At 69.2% G+C, this 17,743-nt stretch carries 15 protein-coding genes and 1 pseudogene; 8 read left to right on the top strand and 8 right to left on the bottom strand.

Translation table 11 applies throughout. From position 1 onward, the window contains the following. Positions 1–116: 116 nt before the first annotated feature. Positions 117–935, bottom strand: coding sequence for a class I SAM-dependent methyltransferase (locus tag ACWEMY_RS13670; RefSeq protein WP_452390276.1), 819 nt, complete (start codon positions 933–935; stop codon positions 117–119). Positions 936–1,006: 71 nt separating this feature from the next. Here ACWEMY_RS13670 and ACWEMY_RS13665 point away from each other — a divergent pair, with 71 nt between their 5' ends. Further along, a complete protein-coding gene (locus ACWEMY_RS13665; RefSeq protein ID WP_452390275.1) occupies positions 1,007–1,606 on the top strand; it encodes a TetR/AcrR family transcriptional regulator in 600 nt (199 codons plus the stop codon). Between the two features lie 21 nt (positions 1,607–1,627). Here the strand turns inward: ACWEMY_RS13665 and ACWEMY_RS13660 are convergent, their stop codons facing one another. Further along, positions 1,628–2,065 carry a VOC family protein gene (locus tag ACWEMY_RS13660; RefSeq protein WP_452390274.1) on the bottom strand — a complete coding sequence of 146 codons (438 nt, stop codon included), beginning with the start codon at positions 2,063–2,065 and terminating at the stop codon, positions 1,628–1,630. A 146-nt stretch (positions 2,066–2,211) separates the two neighbouring features. Here ACWEMY_RS13660 and ACWEMY_RS13655 point away from each other — a divergent pair, with 146 nt between their 5' ends. Both ACWEMY_RS13655 and ACWEMY_RS13650 read left to right on the top strand, forming a co-directional pair. Further along, the gene (locus tag ACWEMY_RS13655) at positions 2,212–2,568 is read left to right on the top strand and encodes an Imm51 family immunity protein (RefSeq protein WP_452390273.1); all 357 of its coding nucleotides are present in this window, start codon (positions 2,212–2,214) and stop codon (positions 2,566–2,568) included. A gap of 50 nt (positions 2,569–2,618) precedes the next feature. After that, the gene (locus ACWEMY_RS13650; protein ID WP_452390272.1) at positions 2,619–3,527 is read left to right on the top strand and encodes an LLM class F420-dependent oxidoreductase; all 909 of its coding nucleotides are present in this window, start codon (positions 2,619–2,621) and stop codon (positions 3,525–3,527) included. Between the two features lie 7 nt (positions 3,528–3,534). Here ACWEMY_RS13650 and ACWEMY_RS13645 read toward each other — a convergent pair whose 3' ends face one another. Beyond that, positions 3,535–4,116, bottom strand: a complete 582-nt coding sequence (locus tag ACWEMY_RS13645; protein WP_452390271.1) for a TetR family transcriptional regulator — start codon at positions 4,114–4,116, stop codon at positions 3,535–3,537. Positions 4,117–4,257: 141 nt separating this feature from the next. Between ACWEMY_RS13645 and ACWEMY_RS13640 the strand changes: the two genes are divergently transcribed. Continuing rightward, on the top strand, positions 4,258–5,721 hold the full coding sequence (locus tag ACWEMY_RS13640; RefSeq protein ID WP_452390270.1) for an MFS transporter: 1,464 nt from the start codon (positions 4,258–4,260) through the stop codon (positions 5,719–5,721). Positions 5,722–5,770: 49 nt separating this feature from the next. Here the strand turns inward: ACWEMY_RS13640 and ACWEMY_RS13635 are convergent, their stop codons facing one another. Both ACWEMY_RS13635 and ACWEMY_RS13630 read right to left on the bottom strand, forming a co-directional pair. Beyond that, positions 5,771–7,975 (bottom strand): glycoside hydrolase family 3 C-terminal domain-containing protein, encoded by a 2,205-nt coding sequence (locus ACWEMY_RS13635; protein ID WP_452390269.1) that lies wholly within the window; start codon positions 7,973–7,975, stop codon positions 5,771–5,773. A 29-nt stretch (positions 7,976–8,004) separates the two neighbouring features. Then, positions 8,005–9,210 carry a PucR family transcriptional regulator gene (locus ACWEMY_RS13630; protein ID WP_452390268.1) on the bottom strand — a complete coding sequence of 402 codons (1,206 nt, stop codon included), beginning with the start codon at positions 9,208–9,210 and terminating at the stop codon, positions 8,005–8,007. A gap of 155 nt (positions 9,211–9,365) precedes the next feature. Between ACWEMY_RS13630 and ACWEMY_RS13625 the strand changes: the two genes are divergently transcribed. From ACWEMY_RS13625 to ACWEMY_RS13615, 3 genes are all read left to right on the top strand, one after another. Further along, a complete protein-coding gene (locus tag ACWEMY_RS13625; RefSeq protein WP_452390267.1) occupies positions 9,366–10,568 on the top strand; it encodes a PucR family transcriptional regulator in 1,203 nt (400 codons plus the stop codon). A 183-nt stretch (positions 10,569–10,751) separates the two neighbouring features. Then, positions 10,752–12,014, top strand: coding sequence for a PucR family transcriptional regulator (locus ACWEMY_RS13620; RefSeq protein ID WP_452390266.1), 1,263 nt, complete (start codon positions 10,752–10,754; stop codon positions 12,012–12,014). A gap of 111 nt (positions 12,015–12,125) precedes the next feature. Beyond that, complete coding sequence (locus ACWEMY_RS13615; RefSeq protein ID WP_452390265.1) at positions 12,126–13,673, top strand: long-chain-fatty-acid--CoA ligase; 1,548 nt, start codon at positions 12,126–12,128, stop codon at positions 13,671–13,673. 76 nt (positions 13,674–13,749) lie between these two features. Here the strand turns inward: ACWEMY_RS13615 and ACWEMY_RS13610 are convergent. From ACWEMY_RS13610 to ACWEMY_RS13600, 3 genes and pseudogenes are all read right to left on the bottom strand, one after another. Then, positions 13,750–14,689 (bottom strand): annotated as a pseudogene (locus ACWEMY_RS13610) (acyl-CoA dehydrogenase); the annotation flags it as partial. Between the two features lie 8 nt (positions 14,690–14,697). Beyond that, entirely contained in the window at positions 14,698–14,946 is a 249-nt protein-coding gene (locus tag ACWEMY_RS13605) for an acyl-CoA dehydrogenase family protein (RefSeq protein ID WP_452390264.1), read from the bottom strand. Beyond that, the gene (locus ACWEMY_RS13600) at positions 14,943–15,374 is read right to left on the bottom strand and encodes a nuclear transport factor 2 family protein (protein ID WP_452390263.1); all 432 of its coding nucleotides are present in this window, start codon (positions 15,372–15,374) and stop codon (positions 14,943–14,945) included. The genes ACWEMY_RS13605 and ACWEMY_RS13600 overlap by 4 nt, the downstream gene beginning before the upstream one ends. A gap of 199 nt (positions 15,375–15,573) precedes the next feature. On the opposite strand from ACWEMY_RS13600, the gene ACWEMY_RS13595 reads away from it, so the two are divergent. Continuing rightward, positions 15,574–17,604 (top strand): oxidoreductase, encoded by a 2,031-nt coding sequence (locus ACWEMY_RS13595; protein ID WP_452390262.1) that lies wholly within the window; start codon positions 15,574–15,576, stop codon positions 17,602–17,604. The last annotated feature ends 139 nt before the right edge of the window (positions 17,605–17,743 follow it).

The following is a 17,743-nucleotide window of genomic DNA, read 5'->3' as shown; positions in this document are numbered from 1 at the left end:
GTGCCGGCCGGACCCGCTCGCCGGTGATCGACTCGGACCGATCCTACTGTCGGCCTGCCCCGGATCATCCACGCGCACACCCGGGTCCGGGCGGACCGGGCAGTGCCGATGTGGTGTCAGGCGAGGGTGGCGGTCGTGGCGAGAGTGGTGTGTTCCATGGTGAAGGAACCGCCCAGCGCGTCGATGGCCGCGCCGACCACGTCGGCGATCTCGGCCAGTTGATCGGGGCCGAGGCCGGTGAGTCCGCCGGTGGTGGGGAGTAGTTCGAGCCATTGGTCGCGGGTGTAGGTCCGCTGCCAGTCGTATCGCCACTGTTCGGGTTCGGCGAAGTGCCCGGTCTCGCGGATCTGCTCGGCGAACGTCGCGTAGCCGGCCTGGTAGAGGCTCAGGGGCCGGCGGGACGGTTGACCGTTGAGTGGGGAGTCCGGTGCCACTCGCCGGTAGACTGCGGCGAACGGTTCGGCCACTGCCTCCGGTGGTTCGTAGACGTGGCCGAAGATCGCCAGGCGGCCACCCGGACGCAGCACCTCGGCCGCTTTGGCGGCGCCCACGGCGGGGTCGACCCAGTGCCACGACTGGGCCGCGACGACCGCGTCGAACGACCGGTCGCGTGGTTGCCACTGCTCGAAGCTCGCCACCTCGACCCGCAGGCCGCGGGCGCGGGCGAACTCGGCCATGCGCGCGTCGGGTTCGATGCCGAGCACCGTGGCTCCCCCGGCCTGGAACTGGCGGGCGGCGATGCCGGTGCCGCAACCGATGTCGAGGACGTCGGGCCGACCGGTTCCGGCGAGGATTCGGGTGATGAGGGTGTCGGGGTAGCCGGGGCGGGCCCGGTCGTAGCGCTGGGGGTCGACGCCGAACGAGACGGCCATCCGCGGGAACCGATCCGGCGGTCGTGGGGCGGGTTCGGGGTGTTGCGACGATAGAGTGGGCATGCGCCCACCTTAGTGGGCACGCGCCCACTGTGCCATGATTCCGCTGGATCGACGCACGAGAGGATCACTGAGTGCCGACTGGAGTGCACCTTCGCGATGTCCGGCAGCAACTCTTCGACGCCGCCGACCGCGTCCTGCTGCGCGACGGCCCCAACGGGCTGACCAGTCGCGCCGTCACCGACGAGGCCGGCTGCGCCAAAGGCGTGCTGCACCGGCACTTCACCGACTTCGACGCCTTCCTCACCGACCTGGTACTCGACCGGGCCGCCCAGCTCGACACCCAGGCGGCCACGCTCCGCGCCGCCGCGGGCACCGAGACGGTGGCAACCAACCTGACCACCGCCCTGACCACGCTGTTCGGTCCGGTTCCGGTGGCGATCATCCCGCTCATCACCTTCCGCGACGAGCTACGCGCCCGGCTCCGCCACGCCAGGCCCGGCGGCGGCATGGCGATCCTGGCCGAGGTGACGAGCGCGATCACCGGCTATCTCGGCGAGGAGCGCGCGCTCGGGCGCATCGCCGCCGACGCCGACATCGATTCGCTGACCCTGTCCCTGGTCGGCGGTGGGCACCTGCTGTTCACCGATCGCGACCACATCCCCACCACCGAGGCGGTCGGCAAGTTCGTCGCCTCGGTCGTCTCCGACGTGGTCCGGCGCCGACCGGCCTGAGCCGTCCGGGTCCGCATCGGACTAATTCTTCTTCAGCTCCTCGGCGAGCATGACCAGGATGCCGCTGGGACCGCGGAGGTAGGTGAGCTTGTAGATGTCGGCATAGGTCGCGACGCCGCGCAGCGGATGGCAGCCGTGCCGGGCGGCAATCGTGAGAGCCTTGTCGAGATCGTCGACCGAGAACGCGACGCGGTGCATGCCGATCTCGTTGGGCAGGGTGGGCTCGGTCTCGATCGCTTCGGGATGGATGTACTCGAAGAGCTCGAGCCGGCCGTGCCCGTCCGGCGTCTGGAGCATCGCGATCTTGGCGTGGTTGCCATCCAGGCCGACCGCGGTGTCTGTCCACTCGCCGCTGACGGTGCTACGGCCGACGACCGTGAGGCCGAGGTCGGTGAAGAACGCGATCGTCGCTTCGAGGTCGTGAACGGCGATGCCGACGTTCTCGAGTTTGATATCCATGCGTCGCATGCTAATCCCGGTGTGCGACGAGTTCTGGAGGCATTCCCATGCCGTTGCGCTCGAGGCCGCTGGAGCAGTCGCTGCCCGCATCGGCGACACCAAGCGATCCCAGAAATGTGTCGGACCGGTGGGTTAGGTTGCGACACATGACAGATCGAAGCTCCTTCGCGCCGCTGACCTTCTTCGAATACGACCACAAGCCCGGCACCTACTGTCTGATGCTCACCGACAGCGAGATGTCCGAGGGGGTGGAGGTCTTCGACGAGGCCGGATACGAGGCCAGTGGATACAGCTGGACCGGTATCGCCCGCGCGGCGCTGACGGTGCGCGCCCCGGAGCTGGTCGATCGGGTGAAGTTCGATCCCGAGGCCGGAATGATGGTGGCCTACGGGTCCGATGCCGACGCGCTGCGCACGCTGGGCACCTATCTCCAGGAAGCCTTGCAGGACACAACCGTCCTGGCCGGGTTCTTGGCCGCGGGCGATCCGGAATGGTACGACTGACCGCATCCGGATGTAGGCGACGCGGCCCACTCCGACACCCAGGAGGATCCTTGCGCATCGGCATCATGCTCACCGACCGGACCGGCCCCGACGCGCTCGACCGGCTCGCCGAGGATCTGGCCGAGGTCGCCGACGAGGGCTTCAGCTCGGCCTGGCTCTCGCAGATCTTCTCCCTCGACGCCCTCACCGCGCTGACGGTGATCGGTGCCCGCGTGCCCGGTATCGAACTCGGTACCGCGGTCGTGCCCAGCTACCCGCGACACCCGGCGGCGCTGGCGCAGCAGGCCAGGACGACCGCGCTCGCCATCGGCCCGGGTCGGCTGACCCTGGGTGTCGGCCTGTCCCATCAGCGGGTGATCGAGGACATGTACGGCTACGACTTCGCCCGTCCCGCCCGGCACATGACCGAATACCTCGAGGTGCTGGTGCCGTTGCTCGCCGGGGAGAGCGTCGCGTTCCGCGGGGAGACCCTCTCGGCGCAGATCGGCCTCACCGTGCCCAACCCCGAACCGGTTCCGGTGTTGCTGGCCGCACTCGGCCCGCGGATGCTGCGCCTGGCCGGTGCGCGGACCGCGGGCACCACGCTGTGGATGACGGGCCCGCGCACCGTCGCTGAACACATCACCCCGACGATCACCGCGGCTGCCGCCGAAGCGGGCAGGCCCGCTCCCCGGATCGTGTGCGCGCTGCCGGTGTGCGTCACCGACGATCCCGCGGACGCCCGCGCCCGCGCCACCCAGAGTTTCGGCTTCTACGGCGGATTGCCCTCGTATCGGGCGATGCTCGATCGGGAAGGCGCCACCGACCCGGTCGACCTGGCGATCATCGGTTCCAAGGACGAGGTCGCCGCCCGGGTCCGGGCCATCGCCGATACCGGCGCCACCGATTTCGTCGCGGTGCCGTTCACGCGCGGTGAGAGCGCCACCCGCACCAGGGCGCTGCTCATGTCGCTGGACTGAGTTCGCCTCACACTTTCTTCAACGCGTTGAAGATCAGGTCGCCGTAGATCCGCCACTGTTCGGGGTCGCGTTCCTGCTGGCGGAACAGGCTGCCCGCGACGCCGCCGAGCAGCACTTTGACGTGCTGGGCGGTCACGTCCTCGCGGATGACGCCCTGTCGCTGGCCGGCGGCGATGATCGGCTGCAGTGATCCCGGTTCCTGTGCCGGGGTCGTCGCGGGGAGCGCTTCGGCGAGGGCGCGGTCGTTGGCGAGGCGCTCGACGGTGTCGGCGAGCATGTCGCGCAGGATCGTGAGGGGGTCGCCGCCGGCGTTGAGTTGTTCGAGGGCGGCCAGGCCGCGGCGGTGGAACCAGGCGCGCTGATAGTGCGCCACCGCCTGCACCAGCGCGTCTTTGGTGGGAAAGCTGCGGTAGACGGTCGCTTTGCCGACCCCCGCGCGCTCGGCGACCTGCGGAATGGTCGCGTCGATGCCGTATTCGGCGAACACTTCCACCGCCGCGGCGACCACCCGTTCGTGATTGCGCCGGGCGTCGGATCGTTTGTTCGACCAGTCGTCGTCGGGCAGCGGGTCGGGCTCGGGAGCGGTCACAGTGCGATTGTGCCGAATCGGGCAGTAGTGATGATCACAACGCCTCCCTCTGTGTTAAACGGACTCCAGGGTCCACTATAGTTCTATATGGACTTCGAGGTCCACTTACTGGCTCGCGGACGCACGGAGGCGTGAAAACCCATGACAGAACTGACAACCCGGGAGCCGGAGGCCGCACCCGGCTCCGGCGGACTCGGGGCCAATCTCCTGTTCCTCGCACTGGCCGCCGCCGCGTTCGCGCTGGCGCAGACCGCGATCGTGCCCGGTGTCATGATCCTGGGCCACGAGCTGGGTGCGAGCACCGCCGATGTCGGCTGGGTGCTGACCGCGTACCTGATCTCGGCGGCCATCCTCACCCCGGTCTTCGGCCGCCTCGGTGACATGTACGGCAAGAAGAAGCTGCTCGTCGTCGCGCTCGCGCTGTTCGCGCTCGGCAGTGTGATCGGCGCGCTCGCGCCCTCGATCTGGGTGCTCGTCGCCGCCCGGGTGATCCAGGGTGCCGGCGGCGGCATCTTCCCGCTCTGCTACGGCATCATCGGCGACACCTTCCCCGCCGAGAAGCGCGGTGGCGCACTGGGTCTGATCTCCGCGCTGGCCGGCATCGGCGCCGGTGGCGGCCTGCTCATCGGCGGCCTGCTGATCGACCACCTGTCCTGGCAGTGGGTGTTCTGGTCCGGTGCCATCATGTCGGTGATCGCGCTGGCCGGCGTGCTGCGGGTGCCCGAACGCAGCATCCCGACACCCGGCCGTATCGATGTCGTCGGCATCGCCTTGCTCAGCGTCGGCCTCACCATGCCCCTGCTCGCCCTGAGCCGCGGCTCCACCTGGGGCTGGACCGACGCGCGCACGCTCGGTCTCATCATCGGCGGCCTGGTCGTGCTGGTCGGTTTCGTCTTCTTCGAGAACCGCACCACCGAACCGCTGATCGACATGCGGGTGCTGCGCCGGCCGATCGTGCTGATCACCAATATCGCCATGCTGCTCTTCGGTGCGGGCATGTTCGCGGTGTTCTCGCTCATCCCGCAGCTGGCACAGGCCCCCGACACCGGCGAATACGGTTTCGGGATGGACGCGACCGGTTCGGGCCTGCTGATGATCCCGGGCTCGATCGCCATGCTGGCCGCCGCGGTGGTGGCCGGACGTCTGGTGGCCCGGGTGCGGGCCGCGGTGCCGCTGGTCGTCGGCGCGTTCATCGCCGCGGCGGGCTTCGCGGCACTGGCGCTGGCACACGGGTCCCAAGGCGCGGTCGTCGCATTCACCGTGGTGACCTTCGTCGGTATCGGGCTGGGCATGGCGGCGATGCCGAACCTGATCATGTCCGCGGTGCCGGCGGCGAAGACCGCGGAGAGCACCGGCGTCAACGCGCTGATCCGTTCGGTCGGTTCGTCGATCGGTTCCCAGGTGGCGGCCACCGTGCTGGCGGGCAGTGTTGTCGCCGGGTCGGCACTGCCGACGGATTCGGCGTTCTCGACCGCGTTCTGGATGGCGGCCGGTGCCATCGCGCTCGCCGGTGTGGTCGCGGTGTTCATCCCGAAGGGCGACACGCCCGCCGCACCGCCTGCCACCGACCGCGAGCCGGAACTCGCTGTCGCGCTGGCCAAGTAGTGACCGCGACACCCCCAGGCCGCGAGTCGCCCGGGGGTGTCGCGCACGCTCAGTTCGTCGGATCGAGCAGTGTGTCGATCTTCTCCGGTGCGACACCGAAATTGGCGAGCCGGTTCAACGGCACCGAGGCGATCATCTTCATGATGTCCACGCCCAGTGCCGCGCCGCTGTCGGGAGTGCCCGCGCCGAACACTTCCGCCAGCGCGGCGGCGGCCGCGGGGTCGGTCAGTACTTCACCGAGGGTGGAGGACGCGGTGATCGGGACCCGCACCTCGTCACCGGCGAGTTCGATCTCGCCGTCGGCGCGCAGGTCCCGGCTCGACGCACCCACCCACACTCGGTAGGTTCCGCCCTCGACCACCCACTGGTCGGTGCGGGTCTCCCAGTACGCCAGCTGATCTCGGTCGACACTGATCGAAACATGTTCGCTCGCACCGGGTTCCAGATCACCGGTGACCGCGATCGCGGCCAGCTCACGGATCGGCCGCGACACCGCCGAGCCCGGCCGTCCCGTATACACCTGGACCACTTCGCGGCCCGCACGGGCACCGCTGTTGGTGATGTCGACCTCGACGGTGAGCCGGGAGCCGTCGGTGGCCAGTGTCAGGCCGGTGTAGTCGAAGCTGGTGTAGGACAGGCCGTGACCGAAGGGGTAGGCCACGTCGGCGGCACGGATGTCGTACCAGCGGTAGCCGACGAACAGTCCTTCGCCGTAGCGGGCGTGACCGTTCTCGCCGGGGAACCACGGGTAGGCCGGGGTGTCTTGCAGGCGCAGCGGGACCGTTTCGGCCAGCCGCGCCGAGGGGTTGACCACGCCGAACAGGACGTCGGCCAGTGCGCCGCCACCGGCCTGGCCCAGCAGCGCGCCGTCGAGCACCGCGGGCGCGGTGACCGGAGGCTGTGCCAGGACCCCGCCGTGGGAGAGCACGACCACGGTGTCGGGCTGCGCCTGGACCACCGCGGTGAGCAGTTCGATCTGGTCGGCGGGCAGGTCGATGTCGGTGCGGTCGAATCCCTCGGACTCCTGGCTTTCACCGAGGCCGAGGAACACCACCGCGACCTCGGCGCGCGCGGCGGCGGCGACCGCTTCGGCACGCAGTGCCGCCGGGTCGGCGTCGTCGGCGGCATCGAAACCACGGCTGAACGACACCTCCGCCTCGCCGGCCAGGGCGCGGATCTCCTCGAGCGGCACATCCACCCGGGTCGGGTTGACGTGTGAACTGCCGCCGCCCTGGTAGCGCGGTTCCACGGCGAAGGCGCCGATGACCGCCAGCGAACGCCCCGCGGCCAGGGGCAGCAGTTCGCGTTCGTTGCGTAACAGCACGACACAGCGTCCGGCGACTTCGCGCGCGAGCCGATGGTGGTCCTCGACAGCGAAGGGTGCGAGATCGTGTGCCCGGCCCTGCGTCACGCGGTCGGCGAGGGTGGCGACAGTGGCCGCTGCCCGGTCGACGCTCGCCTCGTCGAGCTTGCCCGCGCGCACCGCGGCCACGACCTTCTCGTCACCGCTGCCGCCACCGGGCATCTCGAGGTCGAGTCCGGCCGCGACGGCGGCGGGCCGGTCGTCGACCGCGCCCCAGTCCGAGACGACGGCACCGTCGAATCCCCATTCCCCGCGCAGGACATCGGTGAGCAGCCACCGGTTCTGGGAGGCGTAGACGCCGTTGATCCGGTTGTAGGAGCACATCACCGTCCACGGCCGCGCGGTGCGCACGATGTGAGCGAAGGCCCGCAGGTAGATCTCGCGCAGGGTGCGGGGGTCGATGTCGGCACTGATCCGCATCCGGTCGAATTCGGCGTTGTTGGCGGCGAAATGCTTCAGCGAGGCGCCGACCCCGACGCTCTGCAACCCGGTCACCCAGGCCGCGCCGAGCACGCCGGTCAGGACCGGGTCCTCGGAGTAGTACTCGAAGTTGCGGCCGCCACGCGGGTCCCGCTTGATATTGATGCCCGGCCCGAGCAGGACATCCACGCCGAGTGCGCGCGCCTCCCGGCCCAGCGCCTCCCCCACGCGCCGTACCAGGTCGGGGTCGAAACTCTGGCCGAGGCCGACCGCCGGCGGGAAGCAGGTCGCGGGTTTGCTGCCCGCCAATCCGAGGTGATCGGTGGCGCCGTCCTGGCGGCGGACACCGTGGGGGCCGTCGGTGAGCAGCAGCGAGGGCACCGGGCCGACCGCTTTCGTCGTCCAGAAGTCGGCGCCGCTGCCGAGCGCGGCGCGCTCGTCCAGTGACAGCGCGGTGAGGTCGGTGGTCATCGAAGCTCCCTCAAGTGATCGCGCGGACATCAACCCTGCCCACGGTACGTGGCCGCGGGCTCGGCGGACCGGACTCCGGCGAGGATGCGGCACTGCCAGTTCACGATGCTCATCAGGTCCAGCCTGCGGTCGGGATCGTCGATCGGCCGGCCGATCAGCTCGGTCACCCGGCGCAGCCGATGACGCACGGTTTGACTGTGCACGCCGAGCCGTTCGCCGGCGAGCAGGGCGTTGCCGCCGCATTCGAGATAGGCCAGCAGGGTTTCCAGCAGCGGTTGCGCCCGCTGGGACGGCAAGGTTGCCAGCTCACCGAGGATCTCCCGCGCCGAGGCCGCCATCAGGTCCTCGGCCAGCGACGCCGAGATCGTGGCCGTGTGCTCGACGCAGCGCAGCGCCGGAGCCGGCGCCAGGATGCCGCGGTCGATCAGGGTGACGGCGTAGCGGGCCCAACGCAGCGACTGCGCGCCGCCGGTCACCGGCACGGTCGGCCCGATCGCGACCGACGGGCTGCGCAGCAGGTTCACGATCTGGCGCACGCGGTGCGGCCGGTCCGGGTCGGGCACGATCACATACGGTGCCGGCGCCGCCCAGTCGACCAGTACGTCCGGGGGCAGGATGCCGTGACTCGGCCCCGTCCGGTGCGCCGCGACCAGGATCGCAATGCGCTGCGGCACCGGCCAGGCGGCCTCCCGGGCGAGTTGCCGGATCTCCGCGGGGCCCGGCGGTGCTTCACGGATCAGCAAGTCGCGCAGTCTCGCCCGGTGCCGGTCCCGATCGGTGCCCAGCTGCCCCTGCTGACGCAGGTAACCCTGGTTCGCGGCGTCACCTGCCGTGGCGATCATCGCGAAGAGCCGGTCGGTGAGGGTGGCCAGTACCTCCTCCGACCAGCCGTATCGGTAGGCGGCCCGGATGAACCGGCGGCACGCGATCTGTCCGCCGACCTGCAGTGCGGTCTGCACCGGTTCCAGATCGCGTTCCTGATTGCCCAGTTCGGCGCCGAGCCGCCGGTACAGCGAGTTCGCGGCCGACCAGATCGGCGGTTCGCCGGCGAGTTCGTCGAGGAAACCGGTGATCGTCTCCTCGATGATCGCGTGCAGCGACCAGCTGGTGGCGGCTTCCCAGGTGTCGGCGACACCGGGGGTCCGGCGCCGGAAATCCTGTTCGATCTCGTCGATCACGTCGGCGGTGCCCACGCGGAGCAGGTCCGGCAGCCGCGGGTCGAGTTGCGAGGTCATCGTGCCCTCCCGCCGGTTCGCCCGGACAGGTAATCTCTCCATTAGTTGACTAATTGAGCAATCAATCTATCCCGTCCGTGACCTGTTCGTGACAATTTCGGGCCGAAACCCTCGGCGTCGGCTCGCGCGCGCCGGCCGGGCGGCTCGGAGGTGCGGTGCGGTACAACCTGATCGATCACGAACTCACCGAGGACGAGTCCGCCGCGGTCATCGCCCTGCTGCGCGAACACAATGCCGAGGTCTCCCGCGCGGCCATCGAGGCCATCGAAACCCAGCTGGCCGACCAGCTGCGGCCGCTGGGACGCCGCGATCACGAGATCGGCGCCCTGATCGTCCAGTGGTGCAACAGCACATTCCTCGATCTGCTCGAGGACGACGAGACCCCGCTGACCGACCTGCGGGCCTTCCTGCGCGAAGTGGGTCGCGCGGACGCGGTGGAGGGTTTCGCGCCCGAGCTGCGCCAGACGGCGTTCCGGATCGGGACCGGGGTGTCGATCGCCCGCTTCGCCGAGCTCTCGATGACGTTGCCGTCGGTGACCGCGGCCACGATCGGGCAGGTGGCCCAGCAGGTCATGCTCTTCCAGAACTCGGTCATGGCAGCACTGCGCGAGGGCTACGCGGAGGCCGCCGAGGGCGGTGAACAGACCCGCAGGCGCCGCAGGCTGCTGGAGCTGCTGCTCGAACCCGCCGCCGACCCCCAGTCCGTCCGGGCCGCGGCCGCGGCAGCGGACTGGCCGCTGCCTCGCACCGTGGCCGCCGTCGCCGTCGACGAACCGACCCGCGATCCCTTTCGCCGGGCCGACCTAACATTGCCCGATACCTGGGTGTCGGGACTGCATCTGGCCCAGCAGTGCTTCGTCGTGGCCGATCCCGACGACCCCGAAAACCGTGCGGCGCTGCATTCTTCGCTGCACGGGCGGATCGGCGTGGTCGGCCCGACCACCGGCCCCGACGGCGTCGCTGACTCGCTGGACTGGGCGCGACGCACTCTCGATATGGTGCGGTCCGGTCATCTGCGCGCCGAGGGGCCGGTCCGCGCGCTCGATCACGTCCCGGATCTGCTGATCGCCCGCAACGACGATCTCGTGGCCGGTCTGGCCGCCGAACTGCTCGCGCCGCTGGCGGGCGAGGGCAGCGAACCCTACCGGCTGGCCGAAACGCTGCTCGCCTGCCTGGAATGCCGGTTCAACGCTCCGGCCGCGGCGCAACGGTTGGGGGTGCACGCGCAGACGGTCCGCTATCGCGTGCGCCGGCTCAACGAATTGTTCGGCGAGACCATGCGCCGCCCCGATCGGCAGCTGGATCTGCAGCTCGCCCTGCGCCATTGGCTGATGACCCACCGCCCACAACATTTCTGACCCGGGGCGCATCTCGGTGACAGGCCCCGATCCCGGCCTGTCCCGGCGATGACACTGTTGCTCGGCGATGAGCGGATTCAACAGAAAACTCCACCGCTCGCGGCGCAGCACCGGCCACCCCGACCACGCGAGACTCCTCTGGCACCACCGGCGCCGGTTCGTGGTGCGAGGAGGTGGTCACCGATGACGATCCCGCTGGAGCACCCACCGCTGTGGCGGCCGCTGCGCGATGTGCGCACCGTGACCGCTCGGCTGGTCGGTCATTTCGCCGAGCAGGTGGCCGTCTGCGGAGCCCTGCCGGGTGAGGCGATCACCGGCGACGTCACCACGGTCACCAGAATGTGCCTGGAGATCGTGGGCGGGGTGATCGACGGCGGCGACGTCACCGTGAAAATGGATCGGCTCGCGCACGCCGCCGCCGGATGGGCGCACGAGGGCATCCCGATCGACACGATCCTGCACGCCTTCCACGAGGGCCTGCGCCTGAGCATGGATCTCGTCTGCGAGCGCGACAGCGACGCCGACCGCGACACACTCGTCGACGGTTTCCGCACGGCCATGGCGATCTCGGATCAGTTGTGCGCCACGGTCGCCCGCACCTATATCCGGGAGTATCGCGCGATCGCGGGTCAGCATCATTCGTCGGTGCACACGCTGACCTCCGCACTGCTGGCCGGTCAGCCGACCACCACCATGGCGCGCGAATGCGGGATCGGTGTCGCGAGCGCCTATCACGTCGTGGCGCTGTCGATCCAGCGACATCCTGACGAACGCGACCGGCGGTTCGACGGCGGGGTGATCGCGCGGCGCACGCTGCGCCGGGTGCAGACCGCGCTCGCGCAACGCTGTGGCGAATCGGTGTTGGCATTGCTGTCGGTCGACGGCGGCACCCTGCTGATCCCGTCGGACCTGGCCGACGAGGACAGTCTCGACGCGCTCGTCGCCGGACTGTCGCAGTCCGCGCGGGCGGACATCCTGGCCACGGTGATCTCCGCGGCGACCGGCGAGATCCCCGATGCCGCGCAGCGCGCGCACGAGCTGCTCGACATCGTCGAACGCCTGGAATGCCTGCCGGGCCTGTACCGGTTCGACGACCTTGCCCTGGAATACCAGCTGACCAGGCCGGGTCCCGGCCGGGCCAGGCTCGGCGAGCTGCTGGCGCCGCTGGATGCCTTTCCCGAGTTGTACGAGACCCTGCGCGTGCACGTGGCCAACAACATGAACCGCAGGCGGACCGCGCGGCTGCTGCACGTGCACACCAACACCGTCGACTACCGGATGCGCCGGGTCGCCCAGCTGACCGGTTTCGACCCGATCCGCTCCGCCGACCTGTGGCAGCTGCGTTCGGCGATGATCGCGCGCAGCTACCAGTCGGGGCCGTCCACCGATCGCGCGAATCGGGAGACACCTCGGCGATCCGTGCCATATAGTCAAATTCACACCTAGTAATAAAGTTGAGTATTGGAGTTCGGATGAACCGACGACGCCCCCACCGACACTGCTCCGCGCCCGCGGACCCCCGAACACCGCACACCGACCGAGGACGGAACGCCTGACATGCTCAATCTCGCTGTGTTGCTGGAAGATTCGGCCCGCAATCACCCCGGCCGCGTCGCCGTGGTGTCTGGCGGCGCGCGGCTCACCTATGCCGAGGTCGACGCGGCGGCCAACCAGGTGGCCGGTCTGCTGGCCGGCCGCGGGATCGGCGCCGGTGACAAGGTCGCGCTGTCGTGCCCGAACACCGCGTGGTTCCCGATCGTCTATTACGGCATCCTCAAAGCCGGCGGCGTTGTCGTCCCGCTGAATGTGCTGCTCAAGGCCCGCGAAGTCGGCTACCACCTGCGCGACAGTGATGCCGTGGCCTACTTCTGTTTCCAGGACACCACCGATCTGCCGATGGCCACCGCGGGACGCGACGGTTTCGATGAGGCGCCGGCCTGCCGGGAGATGTTCGTGATCACCGCCGATCCGGCCGCACCCGCGCCCCTGGCCGGCATCGAAACACTGGGCCGGGCGCTGACGGGCCGTCCTGACGTGTTCGACAGCGTCGCCACCGAGGCGACCGATCCGGCCGTCGTGCTCTACACCTCCGGCACCACGGGCGCACCCAAGGGCGCCGAGCTGACCCATGCCAATCTGGTCCTCAACGCACTGACCTCCCAGCGGCTGGTCGGCGCGGACGACGGCGCCGAGGTCCACCTGGTGGCACTGCCGCTGTTCCACGCCTTCGGGCAGACGCTGCAGTTGCACACCGCCTTCGCCTCTGCCGCCACCGTGGTGCTGATGCCACGGTTCGATCCGGTCCAGGCGCTGCGGCTCGTCCGCGCGGAGTCGGTCACCCATTTCGCCGGTGTCCCGACGATGTATCACGGCTTGCTCGGCGCGCTCACCGATGACACCGAGAATTCGGCGGCGACACTGGATTTCGCGATCTCCGGCGGTTCGGCGATGCCGGTGGAGTTGCTGCGGCAGGTGACCGAACGGCTCGGCGTGCGAGTGCTGGAGGGCTACGGCCTCTCGGAAACCTCACCGGCGGCCTGCTTCTCGCCGGTGGACGGACCGAACCGGCCGGGCTCGATCGGCAAGCCGATCTGGGGTGTGCAGATGAAGCTGATCGACGGCGACTGGTGCGAGATCCCGGATGCCCCGGACGCGATCGGTGAGATCGCGATCAAGGGACACCCGGTCATGCGGGGCTACTACAACCGGGCCGCCGCGACCGGTGAGGTGCTGCGCGAGGGCTGGTTCCGCACCGGCGATCTGGCCCGCCGCGACGCCGACGGCTACTACTACATCGTCGACCGGGCCAAGGATCTCATCATCCGCGGCGGCTACAACGTCTATCCGCGCGAGCTCGAGGAGGTGCTGATCACTCATCCGGCGGTGTCGCTGGTGGCGGTGATCGGCGTCGCGCACGCCGCGCTGGGTGAGGAGATCAAGGCGGTCGTGCTCAAGACCCCGGGGGATCCGACCACCGAGGACGAGCTGATCGCCTGGGGCAAAGAGCAGTTCGCGGCCTACAAGTACCCGCGGATCGTGGAGTTCCGTACGGCGCTGCCGATGACCTCGACGGGCAAGATCCTGAAGATGGAACTGAGCCGGTAACAGGGGTGGTCACGCCGCAGGGCCCGGGTGAGCGGGTGCTCGCCCGGGCCCTGCGGTACCGCACCGGTTCACAGCATCAGAACGCGGCCTCGTCGACGCGCATGATGTCGTTGTCCAGCTCCGCGAGGATGACGCGCAGGGCGTGCAGATCGGGCAGGACATTGCGGGCGAAGAACCGCGCGACGGCCACTTTACCCAGATAGAAGGTGGTGTCGGTGCCCGCCGCCGGTTCGCTCAGCACGTCGAGTGCCACCTGGGCGTGCGCCAACAGCCGCCACCCGATCAGCAGATCGCCGACAGCGAGCAGGTAGCGCACCGATCCGAGCCCGATCGTGTACAGGCCTCCGGGATCGTGCCCCGCAGCCAGGACGTGCCCGGTCAGGGTCGCGGTCATCGCCCGCACGTCCTCGAGTGCCGCGGCCAGCAGCTGCCGTTCGTCCTTCAGTTCCGCCGTATCGGCGCGGTCCCGGGTGAACTCTTCGATCCGCGCGAGCAGGTACGCGAACGCGGTCCCACGATCGCGAACGATCTTGCGGAAGAAGAAGTCCTGTGCCTGGATCGCGGTGGTGCCCTCGTAGATCGAATCGATCTTGGCATCGCGCAGGTACTGTTCGAGCGGGTAGTCCTGCAGGTAGCCCGACCCGCCCAGGGTCTGCAGCGATTCGGCCAGACAGCGATACGCCCGCTCGGAGCCGACGCCTTTCACCACCGGCAGCAGCAGATCGTTGATCCGGCCCGCCAGTTCCGGATCGGCACCCGAAACCCGGTGCGCGAGCACGGGATCCTGGTGCGCGGCGGTGTAGAAGTAGACCGCGCGCAGCCCTTCGGCGTAGGACTTCTGCAGCATCAGCGAACGGCGCACCTCCGGATGGGCGATGATCGGCACGCGGGGTGCGGACGGGTCGCCGGCGCGGGTCAGGTCGGCGCCTTGGACCCGGGTGCGCGTGCAGGTAGCCGCTGGACAGGGTCGCGATGGCTTTGGTGCCGACCATCATCCGCGCGTGTTCGATTGCGTTCACCGAGTTCACCGGTGTGCGGATCGAACCGGTACTTCGACACTCGGGCAGGGTGACCGAGTCGGCGGGTGCCGATCGGCGTCGGCGAAGGAGGCGCCCAGTGGTCCTTCGGCGACGCGGCGCAGCTCCTCGAGCATGTCCGCCACCGTGGCGCGGTCTAGGTCGCCGAAGGTGCCCGTGTCGAGCAGTTCGCCCAGACCGAGGACCTCGAACAGGTTGAAGGACAGGTCACGAACGTTGCTCTTGTAGTGCGTCATCGCTGAGCGGCTGCCTCGCGCTGCAGTTGTTCGGCTGCTTCGGCCTGGATGCGGGGGTACTGGGCGGCCATCGCCTCGCTGAGCAGGGTGGCGGCGGAGAGCGGGCGCACCATGACGGTGAACTCGTCGATCTTGCCGTCGGCGTCGAAATGCAGGAAGTCGCAGCCGAAGATCTGTTTGCCGGCGACCTTCGCTTCGAACAGGACGGCGTGATCGCGCCCGGCGGCGTCCTCGATCTCGCGGACGTAGTGGAAGTCTTCGAACACCCGCGTCACCCCGCGCAGGATCGCCGCGGTGATCGCCTTGCCGGGGTAGGGCTTGAACGCGACGGGGCTGCGGAACACCACGTCCTCGGCCAGCAGCGCCTCGAGAGCGGTCATGTCCTCGGCCTCGACGGCCGCGCGGAATGGATGCGTCGCACACCTCACAGTCAAATAGTTGAGTAACCTACTTGGACAGTAGCTACTTCCCCCAGCCTGGTCAACAGGAAGAGATTCACCCGCAGTGGACACCTCTTCAGCCCGGCACTATCGTGATCGCTTAGTCAATAAATTTACTATCTGAGCGCTGCGACTTCTCGCGCCGACGACTCCACTCCGGCACCGGACACGATCGGTAGGTCATTCGATGAACACGACGCCATATCCCCATCTGCTCGAACCGCTCGACCTGGGCTTCACCACCCTGCGCAACCGCGTACTGATGGGGTCGATGCACGTCGGACTGGAAGAAGCGCCCGACGGCTACGCGCGGATGGCGGCGTTCTACGCCGAACGGGCCCGCGGCGGCGCCGGCCTCATCATCACCGGCGGTATCGCCCCCAACGAGGCGGCGCGCCCCTACCCCGGTGGCGCGATGCTGACCGAGGCCGCCGAAGCCGACCGGCATCGCGTGGTCACCGACGCCGTGCATGCCGCGGGCGGCAAGATCGCGATGCAGATCCTGCATTTCGGCCGCTACGCCTACCATCCCGAACTGGTCGCGCCGAGCCCGCTGCAGGCCCCGATCAGCCCGTTCCCACCGCGTGAACTCACCGACGCCGAGATCGAGCAGACCATCGAGGATTTCGTGCGCAGCGCCGTGCTGGCCCGGCGGGCGGGCTACGACGGTGTGGAGATCATGGGGTCGGAAGGCTATCTGATCAACGAGTTCATCGCCGCCCACACCAACAAGCGCACCGACCACTGGGGCGGCAGCTACGGCAACCGGATCCGCTTCCCCGTCGAGATCGTCCGGCGGGTCCGCGCGGCCGTCGGTAACGATTTCATCGTCGTCTATCGGCTCTCGATGCTCGACCTGGTCCCCGACGGCTCCACTTTCGACGAGGTCGTCGACCTGGCCCAGCGTATCGAGGCCGCCGGGGCGAGCATCATCAACACCGGCATCGGCTGGCACGAGGCACGCATCCCCACCATCGCGACCTCGGTGCCGCGCGGCGCCTACGCCTGGGTCACCCGGAAGTTGATGGGCGCGGTCTCGGTGCCACTGGTCACCAGCAACCGCATCAACACCCCCGACACGGCCGAGGAGCTACTCGCCGGCGGTTACGCCGACATGGTGTCGATGGCCCGCCCGTTCCTGGCCGACGCCGAGTTCGTCAACAAGGCCGCCGCGGGCACCCCCGAACGCATCAACACCTGCATCGGCTGCAATCAGGCCTGCCTCGACCACACGTTCAGCATGAAAATCACCTCGTGCCTGGTCAATCCGCGCGCCTGCCACGAAACCGAACTCGTGATCGGACCCACCCGCAGACGCAAGCGCCTCGCGGTCGTCGGCGCGGGCCCGGCCGGGCTGGCGTTCGCCACCACCGCCGCCGAGCGCGGCCACGAGGTCACTGTTTTCGAGGCCGCGGGCCAGATCGGTGGTCAGCTCGACATCGCGCGCCGGGTGCCGGGCAAGAGCGAGTTCGACGAGACGCTGCGCTATTTCCGGTATCGCCTGGACGCGACCGGTGTGCGGGTGCGCTTGCACACCCCCGCCACCGTCGCGACGCTGACCGACGGGTCCTTCGACGAGATCGTGCTCGCCACCGGCGTCGTTCCCCGGGTTCCCGATGACCTGCCCGGCATCGACCATCCGATGGTGCTCGGCTATCTCGATGTGTTGCGTGACAAGGCATTCGTCGGTGAGCGGGTGGCCGTGCTGGGCGCCGGTGGCATCGGATTCGATGTCGCGCAGTTCCTCACCGCCGCCGATTCCGCCGCCGAGCCCGAGGTCGCGACCTTCCTCGCCGCATGGGGAGTCGACGGCCTGCATCGTCACCGCGGCGGCCTGACCGAGGCCGTCCGGCCCGCCACCGCCCGCACAGTCACTGTCCTGCAACGCAAGACCAGCAAGCTCGGCGCGGGGCTGGGCAAGACGACCGGCTGGATCCACCGGACCGAACTCCGGCATCGCGGCGTCGAGATGATCGCGGGCGCACACTATGAACGCATCGATGATCGCGGCCTGCACTACCGCCTGCGCGACACCACGCATCTGCTCGAGGTCGACACCGTCGTGCTGTGTACCGGCCAGGAACCCAACCGGGCCCTGTATGCCGCACTGATCGGGCAGGGTCACAGTGTCCATGTGATCGGCGGTGCCGATGTGGCCGCCGAACTCGATGCCAAGCGGGCGATCGACCAGGGCACACGGCTGGCCGCCGCGATCTGACGACGTCGGCACGGGAATCGGCGGGGTACCGCCGGGTGGCCCGTGTGCGCCCCATTCCGGGCGGGAAAGACGCGGGGCGCGGGTGTGGAATAACAGGTTAGGGGGAGGGCCGTGGGGGCGCCCGCACCGCCCCCCCCCC

The organism is Nocardia sp. NPDC004415 (assembly GCF_053602435.1).
This window is presented reverse-complemented; position numbering and strand designations above follow the sequence as displayed.